This is a genomic window from Brucella pseudintermedia (genome assembly GCF_008932435.1).
GTDB lineage: Bacteria > Pseudomonadota > Alphaproteobacteria > Rhizobiales > Rhizobiaceae > Brucella > Brucella pseudintermedia.
Map to the genome: position 1 here is coordinate 221,957 of NZ_WBWE01000003.1, position 17,923 is coordinate 239,879.

Consider the following 17,923-nt stretch of genomic DNA (forward strand, 5'->3'; position numbering starts at 1 on the left):
CGCTACCCGCGCGCCACTTCGCGAACACTCGCGATGGAAACAACAGACGCGCTGGCCAAACGCCCGCTTTCCTCATCGAAGACCACACAATTACGTCCGCGTTGCTTTGCAAGATAGAGGCAGCGGTCCGCGCGGCTTAACACCTGCGAGTTGGTTTCGTTTTTCGGCGCAGAGGCAACGCCGATACTGATCGTCAGCGGATAAACCTGATATTCGGTCGTGTGAAACGGGGTGTTTTCCACTTCTGCGCGTATGCGCTGCGCAACGCGCATGCCGGTTTCGCCGCTCGCCCCCGGCAAAAACACACAAAACTCCTCTCCGCCGATCCGTCCAACCAGATCACCCTTCCGCGTGACATTCTGAAGCGCGAAGGCGATCAGCTTCAAAGCGCGGTCGCCCACGCCGTGGCCGAATGTATCATTGATCGCCTTGAAGTGGTCGGCATCAATAACCAGCAAGGTGCCGGTTTCGATACGCGAGCGGCTGATCTTCATGGCCTCGAACAGCGCCTCACGGTTGAGAAGACCGGTCATGTGGTCGATCCGCGACCGTGCCTGCAGTTCTACATGAGCTTTTTCCAGCTGCAGATAGGCATCTTTGAGTTTGCCGTGCTGGTGGAAAATATAGGCGAGGGAAGGGAAGGCCGTTGCAGCGGGGATGCCCGCGCTGAGGCTGAGCGCGATGATGCCTGGAGTGGCGCCGGCAGAAAAGGCCACTATCGATGTCACCGCCAGGGAGAACGCAACGACAGACAGCGTTATCAGTGCTGCTTTCACAAGAGCAGTCTTCTTCATTCCCTCGCACTCCCAACCCTGAGTGAGGATGATCAACGACCCCGCCTTAACCCGAAATGAACGGGCTATATTTGCGGGCCTTATAAAAGGAACGCCGGATAGGGGAAAGGTATCATCATGCACGCCCTACAATTTTCCGGTTAAGAGTGCCATTAATGACACAATCACAGGTAGCATGATGGTTATATATTACGAAGAAATGTGAATAAGCACAACTATGTTTAAAAGAACGATCCCGTCAGGACATAAATCGCAAGTAGCTAATATAAGTATGAGACATTGCCAGCAAGGTATTCTGAAAAATCCCGGAGCAGCCGCGAGGCCGGAAACTCCGGGATTGAAGCTGCTGAAGGCTTTCGATCAGAAGACCGCCAGATATTTCAGAAGAGAAATGATGCCGATAATGATCACGATAACTTGAGCGATCTGTTTGACCTTAGCATCCAACGGCAGCATGTTGATGAGATAAAGTATGAGAAAGATAACGAGAATTGTTATCAGGAGACTGATAAGGATGGACATAGGCGGCCTGATCCTTCCCGGAACTTGGGGTTGCGTCGCTCACCGGACGACCGTTCCTTCGAGCCATCCGGTTGAGCCCGTTCGAGTCGGCAGGAAGAGCAGGGGCCCTGCTGCCGGCACATCGTTTCCAATCCAAAAACAATGTGCCGGTTAACGTTCCAAGAAAAAGAAGGTTCCGCTTTATAAGCAAGAACTTAAAACATGGCGTGCTGTTCAGTTCTGGAACTTCCCGATCGTCATTTGCGCATGCTGCCCGTTTCGCGACGGCGCTGATGCCAGCTGAAAGCTTCTTCGATCAGGTGAGGGGTATGCCCGCCACGCGCACAGGCCCGGCTGAAATAATCATTGAGCTGATCGCGATAGTCGGGATGCGCGCAATTGTCTATGATCGTCCGCGCCCGTTCGCGGGGAGCAAGGCCGCGCAGGTCGGCAAGGCCCTGTTCCGTCACGAGAATGTCCACGTCATGTTCGGTATGATCGACATGGGTTACCATTGGTACGACAGATGATATGGCGCCATTCTTGGCTTCGGATTTGGTCACGAAGATCGAAATAAAGGCGTTGCGGGCAAAGTCGCCCGAACCGCCGATGCCATTCATCATATGGGTGCCGTCGACATGTGTGGAGTTCACATTGCCGTATATGTCGAATTCTAGCGCGGTATTGATGCCGATGATGCCAAGACGCCGGATGACTTCCGGGTGATTGCTGATTTCTTGCGGACGCAGAATGAGTTTGTCGCGGTAACGATCGATATTGTTGAAGACGCGCTCTCCGCAAGCAGGGCTGAGCGTGATGGACGATCCGGATGCAAAGTCCAGCTTTCCGGCGTCGAAGAGATCAAAGGTGCTGTCCTGCAGCACTTCGCTATACATACGCAGATTATGGAACGGGCTGTCGGCAAAACCATTCAATACAGCATTGGCAATAGTGCCTATACCGGCCTGAAGCGGATTAAGTGTGAGGTCCAGACGCCCGGCAGCCACTTCCTGCATTAGAAACTCGATGAGATGGCCGGCGATGGCAATGGTTTCATTGTCGGCCGGTTCCACGGTCGACGCGCTGTCATTCTCTTTCGTGATGACGATTCCCGCAATCTTTTCCGGCGGGATCGGAATATAGGGCAGGCCGACGCGGCTATCGCACGCCATGACCGGTATAGGGTCACGGGAAGGGCGCTTCGTCGGGATATAGACGTCATGCAGACCTTCAAGCGCCATAGGCTGATTGAGGTTCACTTCCACGATGACCTTGTCGGCCAGAATGGCAAAGCTCGCCGAATTGCCGATCGATGTTGTGGGAATGATCCCGCCGCTCTCGGTTATGGCAAGTGCTTCAACGACCGCATAGTCAATGGCGCCGATCTGGTTCGAGCGCAATTGCTCGACGGTTTCGGAAAGATGCTGGTCGATGAACATCACCTCGCCGCGATTGATGGCGGCACGCAGAGTTTTGTCGACCTGAAACGGCATGCGCCGGGAAAGTACATGAGCTTCTGTAAGCAGCTTGTCGACGTCATGGCCGAGCGATGCGCCGGTAATCAGCGTGATCTTGAAAGGATCTGTCGCAGCACGCGCCGCCATGGCGACCGGCACAGCCTTGGCGTCGCCAGCGCGGGTGAAACCGCTCATACCCACGATCATGCCGTCCTGAATCAGGCTCGCGGCCTGCTCCGCGGTAATGATCTTGTCCCGAAGCGAAGTGTTGCGAATGCGTGCTTCCAACATCGTAAATCTACCTTCCTTACCATCCAGGCTCGAACCGGAAATGGTGCTCGCTGCGTCCAGAGCCGGATACTGCCACCGTTCCATTAGCGGGTCACGGCACCGTCCGCGTATTAGCGCATATGGAGGGGCAGTACACGCATGCTTTGGTCTTAGATGCAAAACAGATGGCTACGACTCAAACCGTTCTTTCCACGGCTCGCGCTTCTACGGAATGATCCAAATCAACGACACAGCGTGGCCGCGTGCACAGTCGATCATCACAAGAATCCTGGCATCTAAAAAGGAACGGGAGGCAATAGGGCAGCGATCTAAAAATGTCGCAGTTCTAATTTGTCCAAGCGTCGCATCTGTATATTGCTGTGTGAGTTCATGCCGAAGCGCGACTTTTACAGTTTGAGTTTACGTAGAACGATGTCTGTTTGCGATGAGTTTTTGTCGGAAGACTTCTGCTGGCGTTTTGTACCCCAAACATTTGCGCGGCGTATTGTTGAGGCGATGACAGATGAATACGAGATCTCGGTCACTCAACGTTAGTGGATCAAGGTCTCTGGGGAGCCATCGTCTTGTTCGCCTGTTGGTGTTTTCGACCGTTCCCTTTTGCCAGGGGGACTGCGGATCACAGAACCACGCTTGTGATCCGATCCCGGCCTGCAGGTAAGCCCATTCCGTGAATTCAGTGCCGCGATCAAAGGTGATCGAGCGCCGCGCCATTTGGGGCAGGGGTTGCAGTACCCTAATCACACCATCCATCACCGCACGTGACCGACGATCATTGTTGCGCAACAAAACTGTGAAACGGCTTACCCGCTCGACCAGAGACGTCACATTGGCTTTGCCGAACGTCTTGCGAAACTGGATCGTGTCGCATTCCCAATGTCCAAACTGCTTGCGCCTGGCGACCATGTCCGGGCGATGTAAGATGCTCAGTTCCGGTGGAAATCGACGTCCATGACGGCGCCGGGCATGACGTGGACGTCGTCTGGCACGACGTTCAGGCAGATATTTCCAAAGCCCTTCTTTTCGACCGTCGTCGGAATAAACAAACTGATAGATCGTTTCATGACTGACAGAGATGGGGTGGCGCTCCAGTTGCATTCTCCCGGCAATTTGCTGCGGCGACCATCCATCGCTGATGTGCTTGATCACTGATTGACGCAAATGATCAAACCGGATGAGCTTGCGTCGTTTCGAGCGACGTTCACGTGCTTTCTGATCGGCAACCGTGCAGTAATAGCCAGTCAGGTCCGTGATCTGATCGTCGACAAATCGATTGCGTTTCAACTCGCGAAAAATGGTTGAGCGATGTCGTCCAAGTTTCTCGGCAATAATATCAACGGAGAGGTTTGCAGCGCGCCAGCGGGCGATCTTGCGGCGTTCATCCAGATCAATATGCGCGTAGGTGCGTTCCATGACGGGTTCCTTGCTTAGGATAACTCATTGTTATCGCTTGCAAGTCGCACTTCAAACTAGAACCCACCCCTGTTATATACATTGATCGCATAAGATAGATTATGGAACTTTCGTGTATGGAGGTTGTTATAAAGTCGGCCTGGAAAACGCTGCGGTTGTCAGGGCCGAACTTGCTTGATGCATATTCCACCACATGAATATCAACGGCGCCGCGCGATATAGAGATGCCCTGGCACTGGCGCTCCTTGTTCACTGCGAACGATAATATCTTCGCAACGCACACAATCCATTTCGTGGTTGTCGAGCATCGCCCGCACATAGGATTGTGCATGTGCGAAACGCTGATAATCTCCGACCATGAATGCACGGCCGGCAAGCCGCGCATCGTCCAGCGTCTCGCTGGAAAAACCGAAATGTCCGCCCGGCGACAGATGCGCGGCAACGCCCGCGAAGAATTTGTCGAGTTCCCCCATGTAAGGCAAGACATCGGTAGCGACGATCAAATCCCATTTGGGTTCGGTGGTCGTTTCGAGAAAGCGCACGGCTTCGCCGACAAACAGCGCCTGATAGTCGCCTTTCTCGTAAGCGACTTCGATCATGTTTTCAGATATGTCGACACCGGTCTTATGTCCGGCCATGTCGTCGAGCGCGTCGGCGGACAGACCGGTGCCACAGCCGAGGTCAAGCATGCGTTCGGCGAAAAACTCTTCGTTCACTTCAAGAAGCATTTCACGCAGTTGCAGTGGAACGTCATAGCCGAGCTGGTCGACAAGGATCGTATCGAACATTTCGGCGTGTTGATCGAAAAGCGTTGCAACATAAGCGTCCGGTGCCTTTAGCGGCACAGCGCCGCGTCCCATGCTCGCAAGACGCACGGCAGCGCCGCCATGGTCCTCGGGATCAATGCGCAGCACATCTTCATATGCTTTGGCAGCAGCATCGAAATCACCAGCCTTTTCCAGAGCGAGCGCCCGGTTATAGGCTTCTGCAAGCGCATCCTGATCAAAAGCCGGGGCATCGTTCTTAGCCATTGATTTCTGCCTTTCCGTCTTTCGCCGGCGCCTGTGTGAAGACAGCGCAACAACTGCGCAAATCTCGTTGGAACATTTGAAGGCCGAAGTCCGCAATCGCGGACCAGGCCCTGCCCGTCCTCCTACGCCGATCCAGTTTGCCCCGCAAGCGCCACGTGGGAATATTCATTTCTGTTATCAATAAAATAGACGAATATAATATTGTTTATAATTTCCGATCCGCAAAACTAAAAAATGGAAATATAAAATCCTGATGATAGCGTGACAATTATTCACGGCCATTTACGTTTTCACATTTCTTGACTGCAGTGGGGTTCAGATGCGCAGTTCAATTTTAAAACTATTGGCCTTTTGGGCAGCGTCTATCGCCAGCGTCAATATTGCTCACGCCGATGCGGAACAGGAACTTGCCAAAAAGCTCGCAAAACCAATTTCCAACCTCATTAGTGTTCCTTTTCAGCACAATTACGACTGCTGCTTCGGCCCCAAGGATGCCTACCGGTATTCACTCAACCTTCAGCCGGTCATCCCGTTTTCGCTGAATGAGGACTGGAACCTTATCGTCCGCACCATTGTGCCAGTCATCTATCAGGAGGCTCCAGCGGCCGGTTTCGACAGCCGTTTCGGTTTGAGTGACACGGAGCAAAGTTTCTTCCTCTCACCGGCGCAATCGGTAGATGGCTTAACCTGGGGCGTTGGTCCCGTGTTTCTCTGGCCCACTGCTACCAATAGCGAGCTTGGCACGGGAAAATGGGGAGCGGGTCCGACAGGCGTCATCCTCAAGCAGCATGGCGGCTGGACCTACGGCGCACTCGCCAACCACATATGGTCCTATGCCGGACACAGCGACCGCGAGGCCGTGAGCCAGAGCTTCGTCCAGCCGTTTATCTCCTACACGTTCCCCGACACGACAGCGCTGAACCTATTGTCGGAATCATCCTATGACTGGACCTCGGAGCAGTGGACCGTGCCGATTAACGCGGGCATATCAAAAGTCTTCAAGTTCGGAGAACAGCGAGTCAGTATCGGAGTTTTGGCACGCTATTATGCCAAAGCGCCGTCGGACGGACCCAAATGGGGCGCCCGCTTTGTAACGACGTTTCTATTTCCGGAGAAATAGGAGAGCGCCCTACTCCGCGGCTGCCGTGACACGTTCGCCATGATCTTTATGATCGGCAAGCTTTCGGGCGATCACGGCACAGGCCATCAACTGGATTTGGTGGAAGAGCATCAGGGGCAAAACGATGCTGCCGACATTTGCGCCAGCGAAAATGGCGCTGGCCATCGGCGCACCGCTGGCGAGGCTCTTCTTCGAGCCGCAGAACATGATTGTAATGCGGTCGGGACGGTTGAAGCCCAGCCATCTGCTTCCGTACCAGGTCGCAAGCAGCACTGCGACGAGCAGAACAATATTGACGCCCACCATCATGCCGAGATCGTTCCAGGAAACGGTACGCCACAGACCTTCGACCACAGCCTCGCTGAAAGCCAGATAGACCACCATCAGGATGGAGCCGCGGTCGACGAAACCGAGCGCCTTGCCATGGCGCCGCATGAAACTCCCGATCCAGGGTTGCAGAATTTGCCCAAGCACGAATGGCGCCAGCAGTTGCAGCAAGATGGATTCAAGCGCATCGACCGATATTCCGCCACCCCCTTTGACCGCGAACAGCAGGCCCACCAGCAATGGCGTGAGAAACATGCCGAAAATGTTTGACGCTGACGCGGACACGATGGCAGCCGAAACATTACCGCCCGCAATTGATGTGAAGGCGATGGACGACTGAACCGTCGAAGGCAGGACGCAGAGATAGAGGATGCCCGTATAAAAGGCTGACTGCGATAATCCCGGAATGGTCCATCCCGCCGCCAAACCAAGGATTGGAAACAGGATGAAGGTTGACGAGAGGACCGCCAGATGCAGTCTCCAGTGCGTTATGCCTGCAATGACAGCCTCACGCGACAGCCGGGCGCCATGCAGGAAGAACAGAAGCCCGACCGCGAATTTCGTCGCCAATGCAAACCATTCCGCAAATTCACCATGCACTGGCAGCACGGACGCAAACAGAATGGTCACGATCAGCATGCTGGTGAATTTGTCAGGCAGGAAACGCATCATATCGTCCAATCTAGCGGGCATTTCAAAAATCTCGGAAGGCCTTTTAGTCCTTCCGGAGCCCGGAAACAGCGCGCACTTTCAAGAGAGGGCTCGAATTTTCAACCATTTCGGCCCATTCCGGTTCATTCGTAGCCGTTGGGATTCTTTGACTGCCAATGCCACATGTCCTGGCACATTTCGCGCAGGTTCTTTTCCGCCGACCAGCCGAGGAAGTCGCGGGCAAAGGTTGGATCGGCATAGCATTCCGCCACGTCACCCGGACGGCGCGGTGCAATCTCATATTTGATCTCGCGGTTGGAAACATGCTCGAAAGCCTTCACGACCTCGAGAACGCTATACCCCTGCCCTGTTCCCAGATTCACCGAGAAACACTGCGGCTTATCCAGCTTTTTGAGCGCTTTCAGGTGACCTGCAGCCAGATCGACCACGTGGATATAGTCGCGAACGCCGGTGCCGTCAGGTGTCGGATAGTCATTGCCCCAGACATTCAGCTTCTCGCGACGACCGGTCGCGACTTGCGCGATGATCGGCATCAGGTTGTTGGGAATGCCTTTCGGATCCTCACCGATCAGGCCGCTCTCATGGGCGCCAACCGGGTTGAAATAGCGAAGGATGGCGATCTTCCAGCTATTGTCGCCATTATAGATGTCGCGAAGCATGTCTTCGATGACAAGCTTGGTACGACCGTAGGGATTGGTCGCCGTTAGCGGCTGATCTTCCGTGATCGGTAATTTCTGCGGATCGCCGTAGACCGTGGCCGACGAACTGAAAACCAGAGTTTTGACACCCGTTGCCTCCATGGCTTGCAGCAGGCGAAGTGTTCCGACCACGTTGCAATCATAATAGAGCATCGGCTTTTCGCTCGATTCGCCCACGGCCTTCAGACCGGCGAAGTGAATGACGGCGGTGCATTTGTGATGCCGGATAACCTGTTCCAGAAAAGCGCGATCACGGATATCGCCTGCTTCGCGGCGCGGCGTGCGCCCCGTAATCTGTTCGATGCGATGCAGTGCTTCCGGGTGGCTGTTGTCAAAATTGTCGACCACAACCACGTCGTGGCCCGCCTCGATGAGCTGAACGCAGGTGTGCGAACCGATATAGCCAGCACCGCCAGTCACAAGAATTGTCATCGTTTATGTATCCGCTTGTTGAACATACCGCCCCGATGTGCGATCCCCGGCTGACTATGCAAAATCAGTAACAGACTTCAAGCCATCCCGTACGATTCTCTTGAATGGTTGCAGTAGATCAGCCAAGTTTGACGGAGCGATGATGAAACCATCCCGCAATATCGATCGTCTTCTGGAAATCATGGCAGCGCTCCGCGACCCTGAAACCGGCTGTCCGTGGGATGTGGAACAGAATTTCCAGTCAATTGTGCCCTATACGCTTGAGGAAACATATGAAGTCCTCGACGCCATAGAGCGTAACGATATGGACGATCTGCGCGAAGAGCTCGGCGATCTGCTGTTACAGGTGGTGTTCCATTCCAGGATGGCCGAGGAACAGGGCAGCTTCGCATTCGGCGATGTCGTCGAAGCCATCACGCGCAAGATGATCCGGCGGCATCCGCATGTTTTTGGCGACGCGGAAGCCAGAGGTGCCGGCATGGCCAAGGGATCGTGGAATCGCATCAAGGCAGAAGAAAAAGCCGAACGGGCCGAGCGCCGCTCGAAACTCGGGCTGGAAACGACCGAGAAGAATGGTTTCCTGGATGATATTCCGCAGGCCTTCCCTGCCCTGCTGCGCGCGCTGAAACTTCAGCAGAAAGCAGCGAAAGTCGGCTTCGACTGGTCCGAAGCGGCACCGATTCTCGACAAGATCGCCGAAGAAACTGCAGAGCTGAAGGAAGCCATGGCGGCGAAAGAACGTGCGGATATCGAAGAGGAATATGGCGACCTGCTGTTTGCCATGGTCAATCTTGGCCGGCATCTCGAAATCGATGCGGAAACCGCGCTTGTCGCCGCCAATGAAAAGTTCAGGCGGCGGTTCCATTTCATCGAAAAGAGGCTCGGTGAAACTGGAAGCGATCTGAATTCCGCGACCCTCGATGAGATGGAAGCCATTTGGGGGGATGCCAAGAAAAAGGGACTGTAGTCAGGCCCTCATTTTTTGTCTTCCCATTTTGGGCGGAACATCTGATAGACGCTGTCCGTCGTGGCGAAATCCATATAGCCAAGCCTGCTGACGGGTCTGGATTTGGAAATATCGATGAGACCGTCTGTCAAAACCTGTTCATCGATATGGACGCCGACCACTTCTCCAATCACCATGTAATTGTCGGTCAGCCTACCCTCCTTGTCCTGCAAACGCTTGATCTCTACAGCGATGCACTCAAGCGCGGCATAGGCTTCCTTGACGCGAGGCGCTGCGATAAGCCTGCTAGCCGCCCTGGTGAGACCCGCATATTCAAACTCGCTGACGCCCCGCGGCGCGTTGACGGATGATGCATTCATCTGCGTTCTCAAATGATCGCTCACCAGATTTGCGGTGAATTCGCCGGTTTGCTCGATGAACGAAACGCTGTCCTTCGCGCCGCTCGACGAAAACATGACCATGGGCGGCGTGTCGCAGATCGCGTTGAAGAAGGAGTAGGGTGCGAGATTGACCGTCCCCTCTTTCGATTGCGTTCCTATCCAGCCAATGGGGCGCGGGGTCACGATTGCCTTGAACGGATTATGGGGCAGCGGATGCCCTTCCCTCGGTTCATAAAACATATGCCTATCCGTTAATTAGCAAGGATTGTTAAAGCTGAATCTAGGCTTGTGTCCATGGGCCGGAATATTCCGATACGATCTTCTCCATATCGGCTCTCGGGCGTTCCGGCATCTTGTTGGCCGCGGTTCCGATATGAACGAAACCGGCAACACGTTCATTGGGTGCCAGCCCCAGAAAAGCGCGGGCGGGCGCGTCGTCGGCATACCAGTTGGTAATCCAGTTGGTAGCATATCCGAGCGCGTTGGCGGCGGTGCAAAGGTTCATCGCTACGGCCCCGGCGGACAGGAATTGTTCCCATTCCGGAATGCGCTCGTGGGCGACGGGCGAAGACACGACGCCAACGACGAGCGGCGCGCGGGAAAAGCGCGTCAGCTCTTTTTCTTTCCGGCCTTCCGGCAGTGCCCCTTCAAGCTCTTCGGCGCGTCTCGCCAGATATTCGCCAACCTGAATGCGTGCATCGCCCCGATAGAGAATGAAGCGCCAGGGTGTCAGGCGTCCATGGTCGGGCACGCGCGCGGCGACTTTCAGCAGGGCTGCAAGTTCCTCGCCCTCGGGTGCCGGTTCGGAAATAGCCGAAATCGGGGTGGAACTGCGCTGTGCCAGAAAATCGAACACCGGGTGGGCCACGGATAACCTCATCACTAAAAATGCTGCGTATAGTGCTCCACTTATTGGGGCTGCCTCTTCTCGCCCGTTGCACCCAAACTGTAAAGTCAAAATTCAGGAATGGAACAATTGCGGGAATTTGGAAAAATGCGGGCCCCTCAAGCGATTTGGCCTTGAATTCGCCACCCGCATGGGCTCAAAAATACAGCATGTCGGAATGCTTGAACCTGCTTTATTCAAAGAGAAATCTCGCCCTGGGCGGAGGATCGTTTTTAATAGCGATCATGCTTGCCGTCAGTGCGGTGCCATCGGTGGCTCAGGGCCTCGATCCGCAGACACATATTCCGCAGTTGCAGACCACGACGACCGGCCTGCCCGACTTGCCGCAACCGGCGCTCAAGCTTCCGACACTGAACAACTACGCCTCTCCCTCAAGTCCCGAGAACAATCCGCTCGTCCAGACGCGTGAACTCGATCTCAAGGCGCGGTTGAGCGAAGGTGGCGGAGACATTCCGGCGGGGCTTGTATGGCGCGTGTTCTCGCCCGATGTCGGACCTGACGGGCAGCTGCCGCTTATCGCGAGCGCACAGGGCGGCGGGGCAGTTTTCAACCTGCCCGAAGGCAGCTATCTCGTGCATGTCGCCTATGGGCGCGCGGGCGCCACAAAGCGGATCACGGTTGGAAATGCGACGCGCCACGAAGTGATGATGCTGGATGCCGGGGGGATGAAGCTTAGCGCTATCCTGCCCGATGGCGGCAAGATCAACAACGATCTCCTGCGTTTCTCGATTTATGCCGACGAGGACAATAGTGACCGTTCGCTGATCGTCCCCGATGTCAAGCCGAATACGATTATCCGCCTCAACAGTGGCACCTATCACGTTGTTTCCAACTATGGCTCGGCGAACGCCATCATCCGTGCGGATATTCGGGTGGAAGCTGGAAAACTGACAGAGGCGACCGTTCAGCATCGCGCCGCGGAAGTGACGTTGAAGCTTGTGCGCGAGCGCGGCGGCGAAGCGCTCGCCGATACGTCATGGTCGGTCCTGAACGCTTCCGGTGACGTAGTGCGCGAAAGTGCGGGCGCTTATTCGTCAATGGTTCTCATTGAGGGCGATTATGTTGCGGTCGCCAAGAACAAGGACCGCATTTACCAGCGGGATTTCAAGGTTTCCTCGGGCAAGAATGAAGAAGTCGAGGTCGTGGCCAACGGCGAATCCGAGTCTGTTTCAGACAGCGTAGATTGAGTTATAGCCATCCGCAAAGCAAAGGGCCGCGCAGTGCGCGGCCCCTTTATTATCAATTGCCGTTCTTCAGACGGAGCAGATCGGGCGGTGTCGCCTCTTCCACAAGGCGCGCAATGGCTTCGTCCAGCGTCATCGATTCCTGATCGCGTGAACCGAGACGGCGCATATTCACGGTGTTTTCCTCCGCCTCGCGCTTGCCGCAAACCAGGATCACCGGAACCTTCTGCAACGAGTGCTCACGGACCTTGTAGTTGATCTTCTCATTGCGAAGATCGGTTGCAACCTGCAATCCGGCGGCTTTCAGCTTGGCAGCAGCCTGGGCGGCATATTCGTCGGCGTCCGAGGTAATGGTGGCAACGACAACCTGCACCGGAGCAAACCAAAGCGGCATGTGACCGGCGAAATTCTCGATCAGAATGCCCAAGAAGCGTTCCATCGAACCGCAGATCGCGCGATGGATCATCACCGGCTGGCGCTTCTCGGAATCCTTGTCGATATAGAAAGCGCCGAAGCGTTCCGGCAGGTTGAAATCGACCTGCGTGGTGCCGCACTGCCACTCGCGGCCGATAGCGTCCTTCAGCGTATATTCGAACTTCGGCCCGTAGAACGCGCCCTCGCCCGGCAGGACGCCGGTCTTGATGTTGTTGGACTGCTGCTGGATCTGATCCAGCACCGACATCATCACGCTTTCTGCACGGTCCCAGAGTTCGTCCGAGCCGACGCGCTTTTCAGGACGGGTCGACAGCTTGATGGTGATCTCCTCGAAGCCGAAATCCTTGTAGACCGACAGGATGAGATCGTTGATGCGCAGGCACTCCGCAGCCATCTGCTCTTCGGTGCAGAAGATATGGGCATCGTCCTGGGTAAAGCCGCGCACGCGCATCAGTCCATGCAATGCGCCCGACGGTTCGTAGCGATGCACATTGCCGAATTCCGCCAGCTTGATCGGCAGGTCGCGATAAGATTTCAGACCGTGCTTGAATATCTGCACGTGGCCGGGACAGTTCATTGGCTTCAACGCGAACACGCGATCATCGTCGGTTTCATCCCCGGCGACGGTCACCTTGAACATGTTGTCGCGATACCAGCCCCAGTGTCCCGAGGTTTCCCAGAGCGACTTGTCGAGCACCTGCGGCGCGTTCACTTCCTGATAGCCATGGCTGTCGAGGCGGCGACGCATATAGCTCACCAGATTCTGGAACATCTTCCAGCCCTTGGCATGCCAGAAGACGACGCCCGGCCCTTCTTCCTGGAAATGGAACAGGTCCATTTCGCGGCCAAGGCGGCGGTGATCGCGTTTTTCGGCTTCTTCAAGCATATGGAGATAGGCCTGAAGATCGTTGTCGTTCGCAAAGGCGGTGCCGTAGATGCGGGTCAGCATCGGATTGTTGGCATCGCCGCGCCAGTAGGCGCCGGCCACCTTCATCAGCTTGAACGAATTGCCGATCTGGCCGGTCGAGGCCATATGCGGGCCGCGGCAAAGATCGAACCAGTCGCCCTGATAATAAATCTTGAGGTCCTGCCCGGCAGGAATGGCATCAACCAGCTCGACCTTGTAGCTCTCGCCCTTATCGGCAAAAACCTGTTTGGCCTTTTCGCGCGACCAGATTTCCTTGGTGAAAGGCTTGTTGCGCTGGATAATCTCGCGCATCTTCTTCTCGATCACCGGGAGATCGTCGGGCGTGAACGGTTCGTTGCGGGCAAAATCGTAATAGAAGCCGTTTTCGATGACGGGACCGATCGTAACCTGCGTGCCCGGAAAAAGCTCCTGCACCGCTTCGGCCAGCACGTGCGCCGTGTCGTGGCGAATCAGCTCCAGCGCGCGCGGATCTTCGCGGGTCAAAATCTCCACCTTGCCGGAAGCGCCCAGCGGATCGGAAAGATCGCGCACGGTGCCGTCAACGGCATAGGCAACAGCTTTTTTGGCGAGAGATTTGGAAATCGATTCCGCGAGGCCCGCGCCAGTCATTGACGCATCGTATTCACGCACAGAGCCATCGGGAAATTGCATGGAAACAGTATTGGACATTCTAATCATTCCTTATCCAGTCCCGCCAACGATTGCGGGTGGGGTTCATGCGTATGAAATGAAGGTTGGTTTCTAGACTTTTTCGTCCAGCCAGTAAAGCGCGACACGCTGACTGCGTCAGGCCGCGCTGTCTGAGCAAAGGAAACGAGATCAGCTACGGATCGGAAGGCAAGCTATGTTCTGCCGTTTCAACTGAACGCATGCCTTTTCAGCGGACGCAGAATCCTTGAAACCTGAGAAACGTGCGCGATAGACCTTGCGTCGCTTTTCCGCCGGAGAAATTTCAGCTTTCAGACCCGGCGCAATCTTGTCGACCGCCGGACGATACTTGGCCAGCAGTTCCTTCGCTCCGGCAAGGGTCGGAGGAGCGCCAAGCTGGATTGTCCATGCCGAAGCGCCGGCCGCAGAGGCGATCAGGAAACCGCCATCGCCTTGCTCGATGCGGGAATCATCGATCAGGTCGGCGACAGCATCAGCTTTCGGCTGGACGGCGGTTGCTCGCTTCGCGACAGGCTGCGGCTTGGCCATTGCAACGAGTTGCTCCTCGGTATCCGCGCCGTCCTTGCTGAAACGCGTCAGCAGCTTCGCCATCTGGTCGTCGCGCTGCCGCGCCGATCCGGCACCGAGAACAACGCCGACCAGATGCTTGTCGTTGATAATGGCCGACGAAACGAGATTGTAACCGGATACATCTGTATAGCCGGTTTTGATACCATCCACGCCCTGATAACGGTACATCAGGTTATTGTGGCCGTTCAGCACGCGGTCGCGGAAGGTGAAGGAGCGCGTCGAAAAAAGCGCATACTGTTCCGGAAAGTCGCGGCGAAGGCTCATGCCGAGGATCGCCATGTCGCGGGCGGTGGTAAGCTGGGTGGCCTTTGCCGTCAGCCCCGACGGATTGACGAAGAAGGTGCTCTTCATGCCGATCTGGCGTGCGCGCTGCGTCATCAACCGGCCGAAAGCGGCTTCTGATCCGGCCAGATATTCACCCATCACCGTTGCCGCATCATTGGCGGACACCACGATCATGCCGTAGATGGCGTCGTGCACGGTGATTGTTTCGCCGGGCTTCAGCCACAGCTTCATGCGTACCTTTGAAGCGGCGTTCTTCGATACGGGCATCGCATCGTCCCAATGCAGCCTGCCGGTCTTGAGCGCCTCAAAAGCGAGGTAAAGCGTCATCATTTTGGCCAGCGACGCTGGCGCGTGCTGGATATTCGCATCGTCTTGACCGAGAATCCGCCCGCTATCGGCATCGAAAACCACCCAGGAGGTGCTCGCCATCGATGCGGACGTACAAAGCACACTTGCACCAAGCGCGAAGGATGCGATGAGACGCGATAGGCGGGATGAAGATTTCAGCATATTAGCTCGCAGGAATATGAACGCCGAGTGGGACATGCAGGCAAATTGCGGCCCGAAAAAGACCACAGCACCGCCTTAAATTCCAATTCTCAATGAAACGTTGATATCCTTAATGAATTATATTCAGCTAACAAAAAACTGTTAGAAATCGCGGGGCGACGAGCATCGCCAGTAACGCCAGGGCAGATACCATTTCAGGTCGGACGGCAGTACTCGCGGTACGGGATCGAATCCATGTGTGCCGAACGGTCCGCAGCGCATGATGCGAAAAAGCCCCATCCAGCCGCCGCTCCACAATCCGTGACGGGCGATAGCTTCGTAGGCATATTCGGAACAGGTTGGCAGATGCCGGCAGGAATTGCCGATGAGCGACGATAAGGTCAATTGATAGAATCGCACGAACGCCGTGCCGACCAGTCTTCCGGGCGTCTTGCGCCAGCGATCGGTAAAGTTCCGGCTATAGCGTTTCGGCGCGCCCTCACCCGCATGGTCCTTGCCGCAGACACACATCAGGCAGCTTTGGCCTTTTCCTCTATCTGCCGGATGCAATCGACAACCGCATCGAAGGTCAGCAGCGTGGAGGCATGACGCGCCTTGTATTCGCGCACCGGCTCAAAATACTTCAGATCGGCAAAGCGCCCCTCCGGCGCCGGGCCTTCTTCCTTGAGCATCTTGTACATTTCATCGCGGAGGGCCTTCAGCTCCTCTGCGGAGGCGCCGATGATATTGCGTGCCATGACGGAGGATGATGCCTGTCCAAGCGCGCAGGCCTTCACCTCATGCGCGAAATCCGTCACGACGCCATCGGTCATTTTCAGATAGACGGTAACGGTCGAGCCGCACAGTTTGGAGTGCACTTTGGCAACCGCGTCCGGCTCCGGCAGACGCCCCAGGCGCTCCATGTTTCCGGCAAATTCCAGGATACGTTTGTTATAAATGTCATCGATCATGGGCGAACCTTCCGCGATGCCGGAGAAAAACATAATTTTGTCGTCCGACTGCGGTTTGAAGTTGCAATTTATTGTCTATATAATAGGCAAGTAGCGTCTGCGCCATGGGTAACAATAGCACGGACCCCGGGGGCAGTCGCACGAAAACCTGTCCGGTGATCTTAAGCGCCGGATCAATACATCGCCCGCTCGCAAAGCGTATCGTTGTATTGTCCGTTTAACTCGTCTCCTCCTCGAAGGAGACTACTGGAGAATACTGATGGACGCTCGCATCCTCAAAGAAGATGACGAATCCGGCCTGCCGAACAAGCAGGCAGACGTAACTCTTTTGCATGGCAAGCCGACGCAGGCTGATGCAGAAGCCGCCGTACGCACGCTTTTGCTTTGGGCCGGCGACGACCCGGAGCGCGAAGGTCTTCTGGAAACGCCGAAGCGCGTGGCCAAGGCCTATAAGGAACTGTTCGCAGGCTATACTGAAAGCCCGGAAGAAGTCCTCGGCACGGTGTTTGAGGAAGTCGGCGGCTATAACGACCTTGTTCTCGTCAAGGACATTTCGTTCCATTCGCATTGCGAGCATCATATGGTGCCGATCATCGGCAAGGCGCATGTCGCCTATCTGCCCGATCACAAGGTGGTTGGCCTTTCCAAGATCGCTCGCGTCGTGGATATTTTCGCGCGCCGCCTGCAGACACAGGAAAGCATAACCGCCCAAATCGCCGACAGCATTCAGCGTATTCTCAAGCCTCGCGGCGTTGCCGTCATGATCGAGGCCGAGCATATGTGCATGGCCATGCGCGGCATCCGCAAGCAAGGTTCGACGACCATCACCACCACATTTACCGGCGAAATGCAGGTTAATGCGGAGGAGCAGGTCCGCTTCATGACCCTGACCCGCAGATAAACGGCTGAGAATGAGCTTCTTTCCCACCCAGCCTTCCGACAAGAAGGCCGTAGAAGAAGGCGCGGCTTTCATGCCGCGCTTCGACGCATCGGGCCTCATCACCGCTGTCGTTACCGATGCGCGCGACGGCGAATTGCTGATGGTCGCCCATATGAACGAGGAAGCGTTGCGCCTTACGCTTGAAACGGGAATAGCGCATTACTGGTCCCGCTCGCGGGGCACGCTCTGGAAGAAAGGCGAGACGTCGGGCAATCTGCAAAGCGTGGTCGAGTTGCGCACGGATTGCGATCAGGATGCGCTCTGGCTGAAAGTGCGCGTCGCTGGCGACGGGCCGACCTGCCATACGGGCCGCCGTTCCTGCTTTTATCGGCAGGTTATCGCCCGAAATGGCGATATTTCCCTGACTGTCGAAGACCCCTGCGATCACGCACACTAACTTCGGTCAAAAGGAAGTGATGGCGCGAATATGAGTCGCGCCATCAATTCGCAGCATTTATTCTTTGG

At 55.7% G+C, this 17,923-nt stretch carries 18 protein-coding genes; 5 read left to right on the plus strand and 13 right to left on the minus strand.

Features of this window, described 5'->3' with window-relative positions:
- Positions 1-2: 2 nt before the first annotated feature.
- The 5 genes from F9K78_RS05610 to F9K78_RS05630 form a co-directional block, all read right to left on the minus strand.
- Complete coding sequence (locus F9K78_RS05610) at positions 3-794, minus strand: GGDEF domain-containing protein (protein WP_121983170.1); 792 nt, start codon at positions 792-794, stop codon at positions 3-5.
- A gap of 360 nt (positions 795-1,154) precedes the next feature.
- On the minus strand, positions 1,155-1,316 hold the full coding sequence (locus tag F9K78_RS05615; protein ID WP_006470469.1) for a Thivi_2564 family membrane protein: 162 nt from the start codon (positions 1,314-1,316) through the stop codon (positions 1,155-1,157).
- Between the two features lie 236 nt (positions 1,317-1,552).
- Positions 1,553-3,043, minus strand: coding sequence for an acetyl-CoA hydrolase/transferase family protein (locus tag F9K78_RS05620; protein ID WP_121986544.1), 1,491 nt, complete (start codon positions 3,041-3,043; stop codon positions 1,553-1,555).
- 399 nt (positions 3,044-3,442) lie between these two features.
- Positions 3,443-4,453 (minus strand): IS30 family transposase, encoded by a 1,011-nt coding sequence (locus F9K78_RS05625; protein WP_144897099.1) that lies wholly within the window; start codon positions 4,451-4,453, stop codon positions 3,443-3,445.
- A gap of 200 nt (positions 4,454-4,653) precedes the next feature.
- Complete coding sequence (locus F9K78_RS05630; protein WP_121983167.1) at positions 4,654-5,484, minus strand: class I SAM-dependent DNA methyltransferase; 831 nt, start codon at positions 5,482-5,484, stop codon at positions 4,654-4,656.
- Between the two features lie 319 nt (positions 5,485-5,803).
- On the opposite strand from F9K78_RS05630, the gene F9K78_RS05635 reads away from it, so the two are divergent.
- Entirely contained in the window at positions 5,804-6,604 is an 801-nt protein-coding gene (locus tag F9K78_RS05635; protein ID WP_122066445.1) for a hypothetical protein, read from the plus strand.
- Positions 6,605-6,613: 9 nt separating this feature from the next.
- Here the strand turns inward: F9K78_RS05635 and F9K78_RS05640 are convergent, their stop codons facing one another.
- Positions 6,614-7,600, minus strand: a complete 987-nt coding sequence (locus F9K78_RS05640) for a bile acid:sodium symporter family protein (protein ID WP_121983264.1) — start codon at positions 7,598-7,600, stop codon at positions 6,614-6,616.
- Between the two features lie 125 nt (positions 7,601-7,725).
- The gene (gene galE, locus F9K78_RS05645) at positions 7,726-8,733 is read right to left on the minus strand and encodes a UDP-glucose 4-epimerase GalE (RefSeq protein ID WP_121983165.1); all 1,008 of its coding nucleotides are present in this window, start codon (positions 8,731-8,733) and stop codon (positions 7,726-7,728) included.
- A gap of 142 nt (positions 8,734-8,875) precedes the next feature.
- Here galE and mazG point away from each other — a divergent pair, with 142 nt between their 5' ends.
- Complete coding sequence (gene mazG / locus F9K78_RS05650; protein ID WP_121983164.1) at positions 8,876-9,700, plus strand: nucleoside triphosphate pyrophosphohydrolase; 825 nt, start codon at positions 8,876-8,878, stop codon at positions 9,698-9,700.
- An 8-nt stretch (positions 9,701-9,708) separates the two neighbouring features.
- On the opposite strand, the gene F9K78_RS05655 is transcribed toward mazG, so the two are convergent.
- Positions 9,709-10,320 (minus strand): flavin reductase family protein, encoded by a 612-nt coding sequence (locus F9K78_RS05655; RefSeq protein ID WP_121983163.1) that lies wholly within the window; start codon positions 10,318-10,320, stop codon positions 9,709-9,711.
- A 40-nt stretch (positions 10,321-10,360) separates the two neighbouring features.
- Entirely contained in the window at positions 10,361-10,948 is a 588-nt protein-coding gene (locus F9K78_RS05660) for a nitroreductase family protein (protein ID WP_121983162.1), read from the minus strand.
- A 263-nt stretch (positions 10,949-11,211) separates the two neighbouring features.
- Between F9K78_RS05660 and F9K78_RS05665 the strand changes: the two genes are divergently transcribed.
- The gene (locus tag F9K78_RS05665; RefSeq protein ID WP_376903209.1) at positions 11,212-12,174 is read left to right on the plus strand and encodes a hypothetical protein; all 963 of its coding nucleotides are present in this window, start codon (positions 11,212-11,214) and stop codon (positions 12,172-12,174) included.
- Positions 12,175-12,226: 52 nt separating this feature from the next.
- Here F9K78_RS05665 and thrS read toward each other — a convergent pair whose 3' ends face one another.
- From thrS to F9K78_RS05685, 4 genes are all read right to left on the minus strand, one after another.
- Positions 12,227-14,203: a threonine--tRNA ligase gene (thrS, locus tag F9K78_RS05670; RefSeq protein WP_121983160.1), complete on the minus strand. Its 1,977-nt coding sequence runs from the start codon at positions 14,201-14,203 to the stop codon at positions 12,227-12,229.
- Between the two features lie 150 nt (positions 14,204-14,353).
- Entirely contained in the window at positions 14,354-15,568 is a 1,215-nt protein-coding gene (locus tag F9K78_RS05675; RefSeq protein ID WP_121983159.1) for a D-alanyl-D-alanine carboxypeptidase, read from the minus strand.
- A gap of 141 nt (positions 15,569-15,709) precedes the next feature.
- Complete coding sequence (yidD, locus tag F9K78_RS05680; protein WP_121983158.1) at positions 15,710-16,078, minus strand: membrane protein insertion efficiency factor YidD; 369 nt, start codon at positions 16,076-16,078, stop codon at positions 15,710-15,712.
- Positions 16,078-16,518, minus strand: a complete 441-nt coding sequence (locus tag F9K78_RS05685; RefSeq protein WP_121983263.1) for an iron-sulfur cluster assembly scaffold protein — start codon at positions 16,516-16,518, stop codon at positions 16,078-16,080. The genes yidD and F9K78_RS05685 overlap by 1 nt, the downstream gene beginning before the upstream one ends.
- Positions 16,519-16,777: 259 nt before the next feature.
- Between F9K78_RS05685 and folE the strand changes: the two genes are divergently transcribed.
- Both folE and hisI read left to right on the plus strand, forming a co-directional pair.
- Positions 16,778-17,419, plus strand: a complete 642-nt coding sequence (folE, locus tag F9K78_RS05690) for a GTP cyclohydrolase I FolE (protein ID WP_006466810.1) — start codon at positions 16,778-16,780, stop codon at positions 17,417-17,419.
- Positions 17,420-17,429: 10 nt separating this feature from the next.
- Positions 17,430-17,855: a phosphoribosyl-AMP cyclohydrolase gene (gene hisI, locus F9K78_RS05695; protein WP_121983157.1), complete on the plus strand. Its 426-nt coding sequence runs from the start codon at positions 17,430-17,432 to the stop codon at positions 17,853-17,855.
- Positions 17,856-17,923 lie beyond the last annotated feature (68 nt).

What these genes read in the sequence shown, in the direction of transcription:
- F9K78_RS05610 (WP_121983170.1), bottom strand. Translation starts at nt 794, where the DNA reads ATGAAGAAGACTGCTCTTGTGAAAGCAGCACTGATAACGCTGTCTGTC.
- F9K78_RS05615 (WP_006470469.1), bottom strand. Translation starts at nt 1,316, where the DNA reads ATGTCCATCCTTATCAGTCTCCTGATAACAATTCTCGTTATCTTTCTC.
- F9K78_RS05620 (WP_121986544.1), bottom strand. Translation starts at nt 3,043, where the DNA reads ATGTTGGAAGCACGCATTCGCAACACTTCGCTTCGGGACAAGATCATT.
- F9K78_RS05625 (WP_144897099.1), bottom strand. Translation starts at nt 4,453, where the DNA reads ATGGAACGCACCTACGCGCATATTGATCTGGATGAACGCCGCAAGATC.
- F9K78_RS05630 (WP_121983167.1), bottom strand. Translation starts at nt 5,484, where the DNA reads ATGGCTAAGAACGATGCCCCGGCTTTTGATCAGGATGCGCTTGCAGAA.
- F9K78_RS05635 (WP_122066445.1), top strand. Translation starts at nt 5,804, where the DNA reads ATGCGCAGTTCAATTTTAAAACTATTGGCCTTTTGGGCAGCGTCTATC.
- F9K78_RS05640 (WP_121983264.1), bottom strand. Translation starts at nt 7,600, where the DNA reads ATGCGTTTCCTGCCTGACAAATTCACCAGCATGCTGATCGTGACCATT.
- galE (WP_121983165.1), bottom strand. Translation starts at nt 8,733, where the DNA reads ATGACAATTCTTGTGACTGGCGGTGCTGGCTATATCGGTTCGCACACC.
- mazG (WP_121983164.1), top strand. Translation starts at nt 8,876, where the DNA reads ATGAAACCATCCCGCAATATCGATCGTCTTCTGGAAATCATGGCAGCG.
- F9K78_RS05655 (WP_121983163.1), bottom strand. Translation starts at nt 10,320, where the DNA reads ATGTTTTATGAACCGAGGGAAGGGCATCCGCTGCCCCATAATCCGTTC.
- F9K78_RS05665 (WP_376903209.1), top strand. Translation starts at nt 11,212, where the DNA reads ATGCTTGCCGTCAGTGCGGTGCCATCGGTGGCTCAGGGCCTCGATCCG.
- thrS (WP_121983160.1), bottom strand. Translation starts at nt 14,203, where the DNA reads ATGTCCAATACTGTTTCCATGCAATTTCCCGATGGCTCTGTGCGTGAA.
- F9K78_RS05675 (WP_121983159.1), bottom strand. Translation starts at nt 15,568, where the DNA reads ATGCTGAAATCTTCATCCCGCCTATCGCGTCTCATCGCATCCTTCGCG.
- yidD (WP_121983158.1), bottom strand. Translation starts at nt 16,078, where the DNA reads ATGTGTGTCTGCGGCAAGGACCATGCGGGTGAGGGCGCGCCGAAACGC.
- F9K78_RS05685 (WP_121983263.1), bottom strand. Translation starts at nt 16,518, where the DNA reads ATGATCGATGACATTTATAACAAACGTATCCTGGAATTTGCCGGAAAC.
- folE (WP_006466810.1), top strand. Translation starts at nt 16,778, where the DNA reads ATGGACGCTCGCATCCTCAAAGAAGATGACGAATCCGGCCTGCCGAAC.
- hisI (WP_121983157.1), top strand. Translation starts at nt 17,430, where the DNA reads ATGAGCTTCTTTCCCACCCAGCCTTCCGACAAGAAGGCCGTAGAAGAA.